Source organism: Anaerovorax odorimutans (genome assembly GCF_024459955.1).
Lineage (GTDB): Bacteria > Bacillota > Clostridia > Peptostreptococcales > Anaerovoracaceae > Hominibacterium > Hominibacterium odorimutans_A.
The window spans coordinates 1-13,399 of record NZ_JANFXK010000013.1 but is presented as its reverse complement, the minus strand read 5'-3'; the positions used below and the strand labels follow the sequence as shown (position 1 = coordinate 13,399).

The following is a 13,399-nucleotide window of genomic DNA, read 5'->3' as shown; positions in this document are numbered from 1 at the left end:
AGAGAGTAGAGAAATGGAGGAGAAATATGTTTAGACAAGTTGCACAACTGCCGTTGGATTATGATCTGTTCAAGGGACATGATTCAATTTTCAACTGGAGTCCGGCCGGGTCCATTATCTTTGGAAACGGTGCCGTTAAAAAGGTAGGAAGCGAAGTAAAACGTCTGGGCGGAAAAAAAGTAGTTGTCTGTACAGATGAAGGCCTGGTGAAGTTCGGTGTGGCGCAGAAGGTTCTTGATTCACTCAGCGATGCCAACATCGAATATTCCATCTTTGACAAATGCGAAGCCAACCCATCGGTAGAAACCGTGGAAAAGGTTACGGCTCTGGCAAAAGACGCGGATATGCTGATCGGTCTGGGCGGCGGAAGCTCCATTGATCCGGCAAAGGCCGCAGCTATTATGGTAACCAACGGCGGGGACATTCGTGATTATGAAGGCTGCGACCTGTTCCCGAAGGCTCCGCTGCCGGTAATCGCCATTCCCACAGCAGCGGGAACCGGAGCAGAGGCCACCTGCTTCGCAGTAGTAACGGATGTAGAAAAAGAGTGGAAAATGGCTATCGGTGGATCTTACAATATCCCTTCGCTGGCAATCTGTGATCCGGAGCTGACGGCGTCTCTTCCGCCGCTGTTTACAGCCGCCACTGGAATGGACGCGCTCACCCATGCCATCGAAGGTTTTATTTCCAGGGCCAGCGATCCTATTTCAGACGCGATTCTCGGAAAGGCGATCAAGCTGATCGCAGGTTCGCTGCAAAGAGCTACCTTTAAGGGGGAATTCGATAAGGACGCACGTTATGACATGATGATGGGAAGCATGATGGCCGGCATGGGCTTTATCAACACAATCCTGGGAATCGCCCATTCCATGGCGCATCCTCTGGGAGCGATGTTCGGTGTGCCTCACGGCGTAGGAAATGCTATTTGTCTGCCGGTGACCATGGAGTTCAACCTTTACTCCAACCCGGATAAGATTGCTGAGATCGCGCAACTGTTCGGAAAAGATACATCAGGAATGGATCAAATCGAGGCTGCTAAGCTGGCAGTCGATACGGTTTACGAGCTTCTTGATTCCCTGCCGATTCCGCCGCTTTCCGATTGGAACGTTACCAAGGACGATATTGAGAAACTGTCCGAAGAAGCTATGAAGGGCGGGGATCGATCCACCAATCCAAGAGAAACCACAATCGAAGATTTTGAAAAGCTTTATGAAAAAGCCCTTACACTGAAAAAATAACGTTTTTTACGAGAGGAGAAGGAGATGGCTTATAAGAAGATAAGCTTTGACCTGACTGGTAAAGTGGCGGTTGTCCTGGGCGGCACCCGCGGAATCGGCAGGGGCATCGCACTGACCCTTGCCGATCACGGCGCTGTTGTGATCCCGGCCAGCAGGAACAAAGAAAACGCGAAAAAAGTAGTGGAAGAAATCGAGGCCATGGGAAGGGAAAGCTTCCTGACTTCTGTAGATTCCACGAGAGAAGAAGATCTTAACCGGCTGAGAGATGAAGTTATAGCAAAGTTCGGTAAAATCGATATTCTGGTAAATTCCCAGGGCGTCGAACAGAGGGGCTATATCAGGGACTACAAATTTGAAGACTGGCGTAAGGTAATGTCCGTCAATGCCGATTCCGTATTTCTGGCAACCAAGATTTTCGGCAACGAAATGATTAAAAACAAAAGAGGAAAAATCATCAACGTAGCATCGATGGCCTCTTTCCTGGGGCTCGTAGAGGCGCCGGCCTATACGGCCAGCAAAGGAGCCGTCATTCAGTTTACTAAAGCGGCTGCTCTGGAATACGCGCCCTACAACATTCAGGTCAACGGAATCGCGCCGGGCTGGTTTAAGACAGAGCTGACCCAGCCGGTACAGGATAACAAAGAGCTGTTTGAAAGCATCAAAAATAAAATTCCTCTGGGCGATTGGGGCGATGTGGAAGAGTTAGGCGCCTGTGCGGTCTATCTGGCATCGGATGCGGGAAACTATGTGACGGGAGTCACCATTCCTGTAGACGGAGGTTTCTTATATAACGGAGCATAGAAATAGGTAAGCTGAGTTAGGAGGATAAATTATGACACCTATATATGAGCAAGTAGGACCTTGGCTGGTGGAATATGCGATGCATATTCCACTCGCAATCATTGGATTTATTATTTTATGGAAAGCCGGAGATTTTTCTTCAGATAAGCCGGGAGGAAAAGTCGTGCTGGCAATCGTTATCTGGATCTGTTTGGTATTCCCAATCGGTGAAGCAATTTGGCATTTTGTGTTTCCGCAGATGTTCCCGCTTCATGACACGATACTTTAGGACAAGCCAGGAAGGAGTGATTATAAAGTGGAAACAAAAGTATTTACCTTGCATCAAATCGACTGGGTTATTATCGCAATATATATTTTAGTAGTTATCGGAATCGGCCTGTTCTTCGGAAGAAGAGTAAAAAACCAGGGAGAATTCTTTGTGGCCAGTAAGAAGCTGCCGTGGTGGATCTGCTCACTGGCATTTATGACCGTACTGATCAGCGCGCAGGATATTGTCTCCTATTCGCAGACAGGGTACGACGCGGGGTTCGCGGCCTTCCAGATGTACCTGGATGACTGCGGATGGGCGGTACTGTTCCTGGCGATCGGCGTTCCCATCTATTTTCTGTCGGGAATCTATTCCGTACCGGAGTATATGGAACGGAGATTTGATAAAAAGACAAGAGTGGTAAGCTCCATCGCCATGCTGATTTTCATGCTGGCGCTGATGTCCTTCAACGCCTATGCGGTAGGCGTTATGCTTAACACCATGTTTGGATTGGACGTATTTATCGGTATGATGGCCATTTCGATTATAACGGCTATTTATACCACGGCCGGAGGGATCATGGCAGTCATGATTACCGACACCCTGCAGGCCGTACTGATCTTTGTCGGGGGCGGATTTATCGTATTCAGCGGGGTCAAGATGGCCGGAGGCTTTACAGAAATGATGACAAATCTGCCAACCGGTCACAGAAGTTTATTTACGCCGCTGCTGGATCCCAACTATCCACAGCTGGGAATGTTCTTCGGGGGAGCTTTCGCCATTACGGCCGCCTGGTATTTTGCTCACCAGGGAAACATCCAAAAGATCCTGGCAGCCAGAACGCTCAACCAGGCGAGACTGGTTACGGGCGTATTTATGGGGATACTGATGCCTATTGGCGTATTGTTTACAGGTATGCCGGGAATCATTTTAAGATCATTGGCTGAACAGGGTGTCGTCGCGGCTCCGGCGGATACCAGCGCATCATTTCTGGTGCTGGTAGGACTCATCGCGCAGCCCGGCGTTCTGGGCGTTATCGTGGCCTTCCTGCTGTCTGCGATGATGTCAACAGGAAGTACCTATATCAATTCAGGCGTAACGATCTTTGTAAACGATATCTATATGCAGATCTGGGATAAGAAATCGGATAAGCATTACCTGCTGGTTTCCAGAATTTCATCCGTTGTCGTTGCGGTCGTGGTACCGTTTGTATTCGCCAAATACTTCATGCAGTTTGATTCCCTGATGACAGCGCTCTACAGCGTAACATCGGCCGTAATGCCAGGAATGGTAATAGCGGCGATTCTGGGTATCGTAACCAAGAAAATTCATTCCAATACGGCGACGTTAGTCATTCTGGCCAGTATCGTAGGCGTTATGCTGGCGATCTTTATACCGGATGTGTTCCTAAAGCCTTTCTGCTTCGGTACATATGGCACTCCGGGATGCAGCTGGTACAATTCTCTGGCCGGAACAGTCTGGGCACTGGCAGCTTTGGTAATTGGCCAGCTGATCTGGCACAAACAGGAAAAAGCCGATGAAGAATATTACGGCATGGTTTACTTCGCACAGCCTTCTTCCAAGTTAGAGGAAATCTACTGGGCTTCCATAGCAAAGGGAGGAAAAGGCTATATTGATCTTTCAACAGAAGAAATCAAAGAGATTGTTGAGAAATAGAGAAGAAAGGAGTAAACGATGGCTATTAAAAAATTATCTTTAACTATAAAAAAGCATGAAGAGCCGAATGTGGTCGTGGGTGCATGGCTTGCGCAAAAGGATTTGGATGCGATCGAAGCAAAGGTCGGCGAGTTTGTTTACGCCTCCATCGGGTGGAGCGGTTCCAAATCATGCCGGGCAAAAATAATCGGGACCCTTCCGGAAAATGAGCAGGGGACCATCGGTCTGACAGAGGACCGTATCTACGAAGGAAACTTTAAAGCAGGGGAAGCCTGCAAAGTGTGGAAGCATACAATTTGGTTCTAAATGAAGCAGGGCGCGCCAGCCGGCGCGCTCTGTATAAAAAGAGGTGCGCAATGAGACAAATTCTGGCAACAGAGTTAGTGAAAGAAAAGGCGGATGCTGAAAAAGAACTGGCCCATATCATTAAAGGAATGATCGTAACCAGATTTTTAAAAAGAACCTATGCCATCGAACAGCTGCTGCTCCTTTATGTTCCCTTTGCTGTCATGGAATTCAACATAGCCAATGTAGGAAAGACAAAGAAAGCAAAGAGAATGCAGCACATATATGTGAGCATGGAGCTGGGCACGGGAAGAATGAAATCCTTTACCGATCTGGCGGACTTCGGAACCGAAGAGATGACGCTGGAAGACGGGATGGTGGCATATCAGGAGCCTAACGTTGAAAAAATTACGGAGACAGCAAGAAAAGAACTGCTTTTCAAAATCCTGCCCAAGAATCTGAAAGCTTGGAGAGAATATGACATTGATATGAGAAACTGCAGGATTATCTATCGGCCGCTGTGGCTCATGAGATATCGGGTACTTGGGAAAAAGATGCGGGTGTACAAGACCTACGGAGATCCTTTTAATCTGTAGCAGCCAGGGAGGTGAAAGTTATGAGTAAACTACAAAATATTGCTGTGACAATTGTCCTGACCGTGTCGGTGGTTCTGATCGTCTGTATGAAGACGGCCGGTCTTTACCTGGGACTGGCGGCTGTCCTGCCGTATCTGTTCGTATTTCTTTGTGTATGGCTGCTGCTGTCGGTCAACATGCTTCGAAGGTCCATGGACAATCTGCAGGCTGTTCCCACCGACAAACGGGCGGAAATTTTTGCCGCGCTGCTTCAGAGGACATTTGCCGCAGAATTTTTTATAAAGACGGAAGATCTGACAGATGCGTATAATCATGCCATCCACCTTCCGCAGGTGAGTTATCAAACAAAAAAGAAACTATACGATGCCTTTGACCGCAGGCATATCTTTGTGCCCTATCCGGCATACGGCGGTAAAAAGGGAAAGAAATAGAAAATCGAGGTGAAAACATGTCCATATTGCCAAAGAGTGCGTACGATATTAAGCTGCCGAAAATGTATTCCGTCACACAGCTGTTTCCCAATAACAAACTAAAAGATATTCGCGAAAAAGTAAAAAGCGAAATACAAAAGGAAGCAATCCGAAAAAGGATTCTTCCCGGTCAGAAAATTGCCTTGCTTGTGGGAAGCCGCGGCATCTCCAACTTGGATATAATTGTAAGGCAGACGATAGACAGCTTACTGCTGCTGGGTGCGGAGCCGTTTATTATTCCGGCTATGGGCAGCCATGGCGGAGGGATCGCAGAGGAACAGAAAAAAATTCTGCAAGGCTACGGGATCGGGGAAAAAGAGATGGACGTTCCTGTCATCGCTGCTATGGATACGAAGATAATCGGGGAGACTCCGGATGGGGTGCCCGTACATATAGATAAAAACGCCTTTGGGGCGGACGGCATTGTACCGGTGGGAAGAGTCAAGGTCCATACGGATTTTGACGGGCCTATTGAGAGCGGATTATGTAAAATGCTGGCTATCGGAGGCGGCAAGCATAACGGCTGTTCCAGGCTGCATCAGGAAGGCTTTGACCGTTTTTCCAAGCTGATCCCGCAGGTGGCGGCCGTAATGCTGGAAAAGCTCAACATTCCCTTTGGTGTAGCTATCATTGAGAACGGCCATGAAGAGACCTACGACGTGGAGGCTGTACCGGGAGATTGCATTATGGAGCGAGAACCGCAGCTGCTGGAAATCAGCAAGAAGCTGATGCCGCGCCTTCAGTTTGACCAAATCGATGTGCTGATCGTGGAGCAGATCGGCAAGGATATCACCGGAGCCGGGATGGACCCCAACATCACAGGCCGCAGATCCGTAGGTAAGATCGAAAATTTTGACGGACCGGATATTAAACGAATCCTGGTGCTGGGGCTGTCAGCCGGAACCCACAACAACGCTACCGGCTGCGGGGTGGCGGACTTTATAACGGAGGAGGCGTATCGGCAGATGGAGTTTTCGTCCACGTATACCAACTGCATTGCCTCGGGAAATCCGGAAGCGGGAAGGATTCCGGTCATTGTAAAGGATGAGGAAGAGGGGCTGCGGGCCGCGATCCAGACCTGCAGCGGTATCGACGTCAACGACGCCAAAGTAGTAAAAATTCAGGACACTCTGCATCTGACAGAGATTCAAGTATCGGAGAACATGCTTCCCCTCTGTACGGATGAAGAAAAATTTAAAATTGGATGCAAAGCAAAATGAACGCAGTCCTGATAAAAGAATGGAAAAGGAGGATGAATAATGAAAGCGATCGTACTTACGCAAACCGGCCATTTGGACAATTTGAAATATACGGAAGAAAGGCAGATCCCCCAGCCCGGAGATAATGAAATTCGGGTCCGGGTAATGGCTGTGGGACTCAACCCCGTGGACTATAAGCTGGCCGAGGGGTGGGGAGACGTACAGTGGGAACAGCCCCCGGTTCTGGGGTTGGATGTGGCAGGGATTGTGGATGCCCTGGGCAGCCGAGTGACGGGATTTGCTCCCGGTGAGAGGGTATTTTACCACGGAAGCCTGGCGGAATGCAGCGGGGGTTTTGCCGAATACGCCTGTACCACGGCCCATACTGTGAGCAGACTGCCGCAGGAAATTGACTTCGAATCAGCGGCAGCGCTGCCATGCTCCGGCTTTACCGCTTATCAGGCAGTGATTGAAAAGCTGAAGCTGGATTCCAGCAAGACCATACTGATCCACGGAGGTGCCGGAGGTGTGGGCGGATACGGAGTTCAGCTGGCAAAGCTAAAAGGCGCAAGGGTGTTCAGTACCTGCTCGGCCAGAAACGACCAATATGTCAAAAGCCTGGGAGCTGATGAGATTATTCACTACCGGGATGAGGACATTGGACAGAGAGTTCTGGAGCTTACCGATGGACGGGGTGTAGATTACGTTGTTAACACGGTGGACAGCGAGACGGCCACAAAGGATATTGACCTGCTGGCCTTCAGCGGAGAGCTGGTAGCCGTTGTGGAGCTTCCCGATTTCAGCAGACTGCGGTTTTATGAAAAGGGTATGTCCATCCATGAGGTGGCCTTGGGCGGGGCCCATATAAACGGGGACCTTCGGGCGCAGAAAAAGCTTGCGGAAATCGGAGAACGCTATACCCGGCTGCTGCTGGAATCCAAGATCAAACTTCCCGCCATCCGCAGGATCCGGCTGGAAGAAATCCCGGAAGGACTGGCGGAGCTGAAAACCCGCCATGTGTCGGGAAAGATTGTAGCGGTTATGAGGTGACAGACATGAGAGAGACGGTTTTACAACAGATAAAGAAAAACAAATTGATCGCGATTATCAGGGGCATATCCTGTGCTGAAATATTGGATTTAGCAGAGGCGCTGCATCAGGGAGGCGTCACCTGCATGGAAGTGACATTTGATCAGTCTGGCAGTGATTTCAGAAATACCCTTTCTTCCATAGAACAAATCCGCACGCAGTTTGACGGGAAGCTCTGTGTAGGAGCCGGAACAGCCATGTCCGCCGTACAGGTGGAGCTGGCCGCAAAAGCCGGAGCCCAATACATAATTTCCCCCAATACGGATGAAGCAGTAATTGAGAAAACCAGAATACTGGATCTGGTTTCGATTCCCGGCGCCATGACTGCCACAGAGGTGGCGGAGGCCTACCGGTACGGCGCTGATCTGGTCAAAGTCTTTCCGGCCGGGCTGCTGGGCCCTGACTACATAAAAGCGCTGCGAGGTCCGCTGGGGCACATCCCGCTGACAGCAGTCGGCGGAATCGGTCCGGAAAACTGCGGGGCCTTTATCCGGGCCGGAGCCAGCGCAGTGGGATGCGGGGGAAAACTGGTCAGTCCTGATTTAGTCAGGAAAAAACAGTTCGGGACGATTAGGGATATTGCTGAAAAATATATGGAAGTCCTGGCAGGAATATGAGTAGCAGAAAGAATGGGATCATTGCCTATTTTGATTCTGGAACAACCAACACCAGAATCTATCTGCTGGATAGGAATTTTCATATCCTCTGCTGGAAGAAAAAGGCCATTGGCTCCAAGGATTCGGCCATATCCGGCAGCAGCCGGATTTTGATAACAGGCATGAAAGCTCTCTACGATGAGGCTCTTGCGTCCCGCGGATTTACAGACTGCGACGTAGAGCAAATTTTTGCCTCGGGAATGGTCACTTCACCTTACGGGTTGGAGGAAGTTCCCCACTGCCAGGCACCTGTAACGGTGGGCGAGTTTTCCCGGAGTCTGTACCGATACAGAGAGGACGTTTGTTTCCAACGCGATATAATTCTGGTTCCGGGCCTGAAAACCGACAGCTTTGATTTCTCTTTCGTCAATAATATGAGGGGCGAAGAAATCCAGGTGATCGGCGCGCTGGATGAGATCAAGGAGCTTCCCGGCGGTTCGGCGGTAATTCTGCCGGGATCCCACACCCATGTGGCATATGTAAAGGGAGAAAGGATAAAAGGAATCCTTTCCAGCTTTACCGGAGAACTTTTTTACGCGCTGAAGGAAGAAACCATCTTAGCGCCGATTCTTTCAGGGGCTGAGGATTTAAATGAGAAGATGGTGGAAAGGGGCTATCGGAGCCTGATCGACTTTGGATTTAACCGGGCGATCTACATTGCCCACGCCATGCGTATCTTTGAACAGGGAAGCCCCAAAGAGCGGTTTTCCTTTGCCGAGGGGGTCATAAACGGAGGCGTTCGCCAGGCGATTGAGTACTACTGCGCCAACGTATGGCCGGACTGCAGAAATGTGATCCTGATGGGAAACGAATTTATGTACCAGCTGTACAGTTGTTTGTTCCGGGACAGCAATATGGTTTCCGAAATCATCTGGCTGCGGGATACGGATGAACGGCCCTATGGAGTAAAAGGACTTGAAAAAATTATCCGGTCAAGAGGAGAATGAAATGAACAAAAGAATATTGATTACTTCCAGATCCTTTGGGCAGATCAGTGATGAGCCTCTGGGGATGCTGGAGGCCGCCGGGTATCAAGTGGATTTTTATAACCGGGATTTCGACCCGACGGAATTCGAAAATAAAATTGGAGATTATCAGGTTCTCATTATCGGCGGCCACGAGTTCCCTGCGAAAACGATAAAACGATGCACGGGGTTGGAGCTGATCTTAAAGCATGGGACCGGGCTGGACAACATTCCGCTAAAAGCCGCCAGGGAAGCCGGAATAAAAGTTTGCAACGCACCGGGAACCAATGCCAACGCAGTGGCGGATTTGACCTTTGGCCTGATTCTGGACCTGGCAAGAAGGATCTCCTATGCGGACCGCACGGTACGAAACGGGGAGTGGAAGACGGTCACAGGCTGCGATGTTTTCGGCAAGACTCTGGGACTTTTGGGGTTTGGCGCCATTGCCAGAAATGTAGCGCTCAGGGCCAGGGGCTTTTCTATGAAGATTCTGGCATACGACCCGTATTTGGATCGAATCCCCGACGAATTTGCCGATTTTGTAACCCTTGCGCATAAAGATCTGGTTTTGGCCGAGAGTGATATTTTCTCAGCCCACCTCCCTTTGAACGAGGAAACCAGACATATTATATCGGCTGGGACTATAGAAAAAATGAAACCAGGAGCCTTTATTGTCAATACATCCAGAGGAGGCATCGCAGACGAGCAGGCTCTGGCTGTAGCGCTCGTTTCGGGAAAGCTTTCCGGCGCAGCACTGGATGTCCTGGAAAGGGAACCGCTGAGCGCTCAAAACTCGCTGAGGGACCTGGATAATGTAGTCATAACGCCGCATATCGGAATGTACTCTAAAGAAGCGATGGAGGCAGTAAGCATGATCTGCGCCCAAAATGCCGTTTCGCTGATGAAAGGGGAACCCTTGCAATTTTGCGTTGTATAAAACAGGAGCATATATAGCATCAAGCACAGGAGCGGAGTAGAAAGAGGTGTATACATATGCCAGACGAAAAAGATTCAAAGTTATTTAAAGATATTATTGACAGCAGCCCCAATGGGATTATTGTAACGGATCAGGCCAACCGGATCCGGCTGCTGAACCGGGCTGTGGAATCTGCCTGGGGCATAGACGAGGCTTCTGCGATTCATAAAAAGCTGGAAGATATAATTCCTGAATTCAATGATGTGGATAGTCTGGATGAGCAGATCTTTAAAACGAATATTAACGATAAAGATTATTACGTGCTGCCTTTTCAAATGGAGACAAGCGGCAAACAGAAGGATACCGTATTTTTGATTCTCGATATTTATGAAAACAAACTCCTGCGGTCAGAGCTTTCCTATCAAAAAGAACTGAACAGAGAACTGGAAGAGATTCTGGAAGGGTCCTTTGACGGGATTCTGGTGACGGACGCTGAAGGGAAAATTCTGTATGCCAATCATTCTTATGAGCGGGTGGCGGAGATTCGAAAGAAGGACATGGAGGGCAAAACCATGAAGGATCTGATAAATCCCGTATGGATGCCCAATTCTGTGGCATATATCGTCGCAGAACAAAAACAGCCCGTGTCCAAGCGGCAAATTGTAAAGTCCGGCCGTCACATCATCGTTACAGGCCGCCCGGTATTTGATAAAAAAGGCAATATCAAAAAAATTGTTATCAATGCCAGAGATATCACTGAGATCTATGAACTGACCGAAGAGCTGCAGCGCTCCAGGGAAATGGGAAAAATGTACCTGGAAAGCTATTCGGAGCCGGCAAGCTATATGGAGAATAACGGAAAGAGTCCGATCCTGGCAGCCAGCAAGGAAATGCGCAGCATTCTGTCTTTGGCTAAAAAAGTAGCTAATTTTCAGGCTACCGTGCTTATTTTGGGCGAGTCGGGGGTGGGGAAAGAGGAAGTTGCCAAGTATATTCACAACAATAGCCTGCGCAGCGAAAAACCGTTTGTTGTTCTCAACTGCGGGGCAATTCCCGCCAACTTGCTGGAATCAGAACTGTTTGGCTATGAGAAGGGCGCTTTTACGGGCGCCGTGCAGGCGGGAAAAGAAGGCCTGCTGGAAGCTGCTGACGGCGGCACGGTATTTCTCGATGAAATCGGGGAAACCCCTTTGGACTTTCAGGTAAAGCTGCTCCGCTTTCTGGAATCCAAAGAAATTCGCCGTGTGGGCGCGGTAGAATCCAAAAACATTGACGTGAGGATCATTGCCGCCACAAACCGGGATCTGGCTCAGATGGTTGAGGAAGGAACCTTTCGGGAAGACCTCTATTACCGGCTTAACGTGGTGCAGATTGATGTTCCGCCTCTGCGAAAGCGGGTCGATGACATCATGCCGCTGGCTTTTCTATACCTGCGTCGGTATAATGAACTTTATAATCAGGAAAAGCTTTTGACCCATGAGGTCATAAAGGAGCTGGAAAAATATCCGTGGGCGGGCAATGTAAGACAGCTGAAAAATGTCATTGAAAATATGGTAATCGTCAGCAGCAACGACTATCTGCAAACGGAGGATCTGCCGTGGGTAACCCAGGAAATGCGCAGCCCGTCTCAGAAAATGGTGGGCGCCGTTTTGGAAAACAGCGATGGCATGTCATTGAATGAGGCAACGGAAGCCCTTGAAAAACTAATGTTCCAAAGGGCAAGGGAAACCTGCGGTACCACCAGAGAGATCGCCGACAAGCTAAAGGTCAATCAGTCCACGGTGGTGAGAAAGCTTCGAAAATACAACTTGTAATAAATAAAATAGAGACCCCGGCCCCGTTAACAGGGCAGAGGTCTCGTGACTTTCCGATTGGCTAGGGCCGTCGGATTTTTTTATATTTTTGGTTTTTGCTGCGTGGTTTATCGGGAATCGTGCGTTCGATTAAATGCTTTTCCAATGCCGGATTCAAATAGTTTTTGCGAAAGGTCGGTCTATGAGATAAATCCAGGCGCTCCATAAGCTCTGCGGCAGAAAGGGTATGATCACCCAGAGCCTCCAGCAGTTTATTTACGAAAGTATTATCTTGGTCGCTATCTTGGTCGCTATCTTGGTCGTTTTTGCTGCCGACTACTGTCATTTGCTGCAGGCTGTCTCTGATGATTTTCAGCATAAGTTCCACAAAGCAGGCGCTGTCCGCCTCTTTGTCGGCAATGCCGAGAGCATTGTAATATTCCTTCTGCCTGCTCCGAATCAGTTCTTCAATCGGAAGCCAGAAAAACAACTCCTTCCACTGTCCAAGAAGAATGCTGTGCCACATCCTTCCCATACGTCCGTTGCCGTCAGCAAAGGGATGTATGAATTCAAACTCGTAATGGAAAATCGCGCTTTTAATCAGCGGGTGCATTCGGGATTTCTGATACCAATCAAACAAATTATGAACGTGTTCCGGTACCAACTCTGCCGGGGGAGCCATGTGCATCAGTACTTCACCATCAAATACCCCGACGCCTTTGGAGCGGAAGGTCCCGTTTTCACGGATCAGACCATTCATCATCAGACGATGTGCTTTCAATAAATCATCTATTGAAAGGGGATTGACCCGCAGCATCATTTCATAGGCTTCATAGGCATTTTGAACCTCTTTGATTTCATTGGGGTTTCCAAGCACGCGCTTTCCGTCCAGTATGGCGGTTACCTGTTCCAGAGACAGCGAATTGTGCTCGATTGCCAGAGAGGAATGGATGGTTTTGATCCGGTTTTCTCGCCGCAGATGCGGACCTATGGTGCCCTGCTGCAAGACCGTAATTCGTCCCACCTGTTCACTTATTTCTCCAACTAAGACGGTCATGTTATCCGTCATATGAAACGGCGGCTTATATTCACTCAATTTAAACACCTCGGTTTGATTGCATTAAAAGCAAAATCATCTTGTTAGAGTATATCATTTCGAAATTTTTATTTCAATTATAACATCTTCCATAGAAATGGGATTATTCCCTTGATGCTCCCGGGCATCAATATAATTTCTGCATCACTGAAGTCCCATCTTATTCTTTCCGGAACTCATCAGAAAAACCACATCAAACCATTGAAATTTCAACGATTAAAAAAATAAATCGCATCTCTGGAAGTTTTGGCACGCTTCTTGATATATAAGTAGGCAGATAGAATTCCACGAAAGGAAGAGAATATAATTCCACACTACAGGAGGAAGAGAAATGGATTTCAGTTATTCAAGAGAACAAGAAATGGTGAAGA

General features: G+C 48.7%; 14 protein-coding genes. 13 read left to right on the top strand and 1 reads right to left on the bottom strand.

Translation table 11 applies throughout. The features are described from left to right. The first annotated feature begins 26 nt into the window (after nucleotides 1-26). Genes NE619_RS11790 through NE619_RS11730 form a run of 13 tightly spaced genes read left to right on the top strand, consistent with a single transcriptional unit; the run spans nucleotide 27 to nucleotide 11,953 of the window. Entirely contained in the window at nucleotides 27-1,238 is a 1,212-nt protein-coding gene (locus NE619_RS11790) for an iron-containing alcohol dehydrogenase (RefSeq protein WP_256132624.1), read from the top strand. A 24-nt stretch (nucleotides 1,239-1,262) separates the two neighbouring features. Further along, nucleotides 1,263-2,039 carry an SDR family NAD(P)-dependent oxidoreductase gene (locus NE619_RS11785; RefSeq protein WP_256132623.1) on the top strand — a complete coding sequence of 259 codons (777 nt, stop codon included), beginning with the start codon at nucleotides 1,263-1,265 and terminating at the stop codon, nucleotides 2,037-2,039. Between the two features lie 31 nt (nucleotides 2,040-2,070). Continuing rightward, the gene (locus NE619_RS11780) at nucleotides 2,071-2,307 is read left to right on the top strand and encodes a hypothetical protein (RefSeq protein ID WP_256132622.1); all 237 of its coding nucleotides are present in this window, start codon (nucleotides 2,071-2,073) and stop codon (nucleotides 2,305-2,307) included. A 27-nt stretch (nucleotides 2,308-2,334) separates the two neighbouring features. Further along, nucleotides 2,335-3,963: a sodium:solute symporter family protein gene (locus NE619_RS11775; protein ID WP_256132621.1), complete on the top strand. Its 1,629-nt coding sequence runs from the start codon at nucleotides 2,335-2,337 to the stop codon at nucleotides 3,961-3,963. A gap of 18 nt (nucleotides 3,964-3,981) precedes the next feature. Continuing rightward, nucleotides 3,982-4,269: a hypothetical protein gene (locus NE619_RS11770; RefSeq protein ID WP_256132620.1), complete on the top strand. Its 288-nt coding sequence runs from the start codon at nucleotides 3,982-3,984 to the stop codon at nucleotides 4,267-4,269. A gap of 50 nt (nucleotides 4,270-4,319) precedes the next feature. After that, nucleotides 4,320-4,844, top strand: a complete 525-nt coding sequence (locus NE619_RS11765; protein WP_256132619.1) for a hypothetical protein — start codon at nucleotides 4,320-4,322, stop codon at nucleotides 4,842-4,844. A 20-nt stretch (nucleotides 4,845-4,864) separates the two neighbouring features. After that, nucleotides 4,865-5,275 carry a hypothetical protein gene (locus NE619_RS11760; RefSeq protein WP_256132618.1) on the top strand — a complete coding sequence of 137 codons (411 nt, stop codon included), beginning with the start codon at nucleotides 4,865-4,867 and terminating at the stop codon, nucleotides 5,273-5,275. A 17-nt stretch (nucleotides 5,276-5,292) separates the two neighbouring features. Next, nucleotides 5,293-6,534 (top strand): lactate racemase domain-containing protein, encoded by a 1,242-nt coding sequence (locus tag NE619_RS11755; protein ID WP_256132617.1) that lies wholly within the window; start codon nucleotides 5,293-5,295, stop codon nucleotides 6,532-6,534. Nucleotides 6,535-6,573: 39 nt separating this feature from the next. Next, nucleotides 6,574-7,563 carry a zinc-binding dehydrogenase gene (locus NE619_RS11750; RefSeq protein ID WP_256132616.1) on the top strand — a complete coding sequence of 330 codons (990 nt, stop codon included), beginning with the start codon at nucleotides 6,574-6,576 and terminating at the stop codon, nucleotides 7,561-7,563. A 5-nt stretch (nucleotides 7,564-7,568) separates the two neighbouring features. Then, the gene (locus tag NE619_RS11745; RefSeq protein WP_256132615.1) at nucleotides 7,569-8,219 is read left to right on the top strand and encodes a bifunctional 4-hydroxy-2-oxoglutarate aldolase/2-dehydro-3-deoxy-phosphogluconate aldolase; all 651 of its coding nucleotides are present in this window, start codon (nucleotides 7,569-7,571) and stop codon (nucleotides 8,217-8,219) included. After that, nucleotides 8,216-9,205: a 2-dehydro-3-deoxygalactonokinase gene (locus tag NE619_RS11740; RefSeq protein ID WP_256132614.1), complete on the top strand. Its 990-nt coding sequence runs from the start codon at nucleotides 8,216-8,218 to the stop codon at nucleotides 9,203-9,205. Before NE619_RS11745 ends, NE619_RS11740 begins: the two co-directional genes overlap by 4 nt. Before the next feature lies 1 nt (nucleotide 9,206). Continuing rightward, nucleotides 9,207-10,160 (top strand): phosphoglycerate dehydrogenase, encoded by a 954-nt coding sequence (locus NE619_RS11735; RefSeq protein ID WP_256132613.1) that lies wholly within the window; start codon nucleotides 9,207-9,209, stop codon nucleotides 10,158-10,160. A 56-nt stretch (nucleotides 10,161-10,216) separates the two neighbouring features. Then, nucleotides 10,217-11,953, top strand: coding sequence for a sigma 54-interacting transcriptional regulator (locus NE619_RS11730; RefSeq protein ID WP_256132612.1), 1,737 nt, complete (start codon nucleotides 10,217-10,219; stop codon nucleotides 11,951-11,953). Nucleotides 11,954-12,014: 61 nt separating this feature from the next. Here the strand turns inward: NE619_RS11730 and NE619_RS11725 are convergent, their stop codons facing one another. Then, nucleotides 12,015-13,028 carry a Fic family protein gene (locus NE619_RS11725; protein ID WP_256132611.1) on the bottom strand — a complete coding sequence of 338 codons (1,014 nt, stop codon included), beginning with the start codon at nucleotides 13,026-13,028 and terminating at the stop codon, nucleotides 12,015-12,017. Nucleotides 13,029-13,399 lie beyond the last annotated feature (371 nt).

Coding starts and splice junctions, on each gene's coding strand:
- NE619_RS11750 (WP_256132616.1), top strand. CDS start 6,574: ATGAAAGCGATCGTACTTACGCAAACCGGCCATTTGGACAATTTGAAA.
- NE619_RS11745 (WP_256132615.1), top strand. CDS start 7,569: ATGAGAGAGACGGTTTTACAACAGATAAAGAAAAACAAATTGATCGCG.
- NE619_RS11770 (WP_256132620.1), top strand. CDS start 3,982: ATGGCTATTAAAAAATTATCTTTAACTATAAAAAAGCATGAAGAGCCG.
- NE619_RS11765 (WP_256132619.1), top strand. CDS start 4,320: ATGAGACAAATTCTGGCAACAGAGTTAGTGAAAGAAAAGGCGGATGCT.
- NE619_RS11735 (WP_256132613.1), top strand. CDS start 9,207: ATGAACAAAAGAATATTGATTACTTCCAGATCCTTTGGGCAGATCAGT.
- NE619_RS11760 (WP_256132618.1), top strand. CDS start 4,865: ATGAGTAAACTACAAAATATTGCTGTGACAATTGTCCTGACCGTGTCG.
- NE619_RS11755 (WP_256132617.1), top strand. CDS start 5,293: ATGTCCATATTGCCAAAGAGTGCGTACGATATTAAGCTGCCGAAAATG.
- NE619_RS11740 (WP_256132614.1), top strand. CDS start 8,216: ATGAGTAGCAGAAAGAATGGGATCATTGCCTATTTTGATTCTGGAACA.
- NE619_RS11785 (WP_256132623.1), top strand. CDS start 1,263: ATGGCTTATAAGAAGATAAGCTTTGACCTGACTGGTAAAGTGGCGGTT.
- NE619_RS11780 (WP_256132622.1), top strand. CDS start 2,071: ATGACACCTATATATGAGCAAGTAGGACCTTGGCTGGTGGAATATGCG.
- NE619_RS11730 (WP_256132612.1), top strand. CDS start 10,217: ATGCCAGACGAAAAAGATTCAAAGTTATTTAAAGATATTATTGACAGC.
- NE619_RS11790 (WP_256132624.1), top strand. CDS start 27: ATGTTTAGACAAGTTGCACAACTGCCGTTGGATTATGATCTGTTCAAG.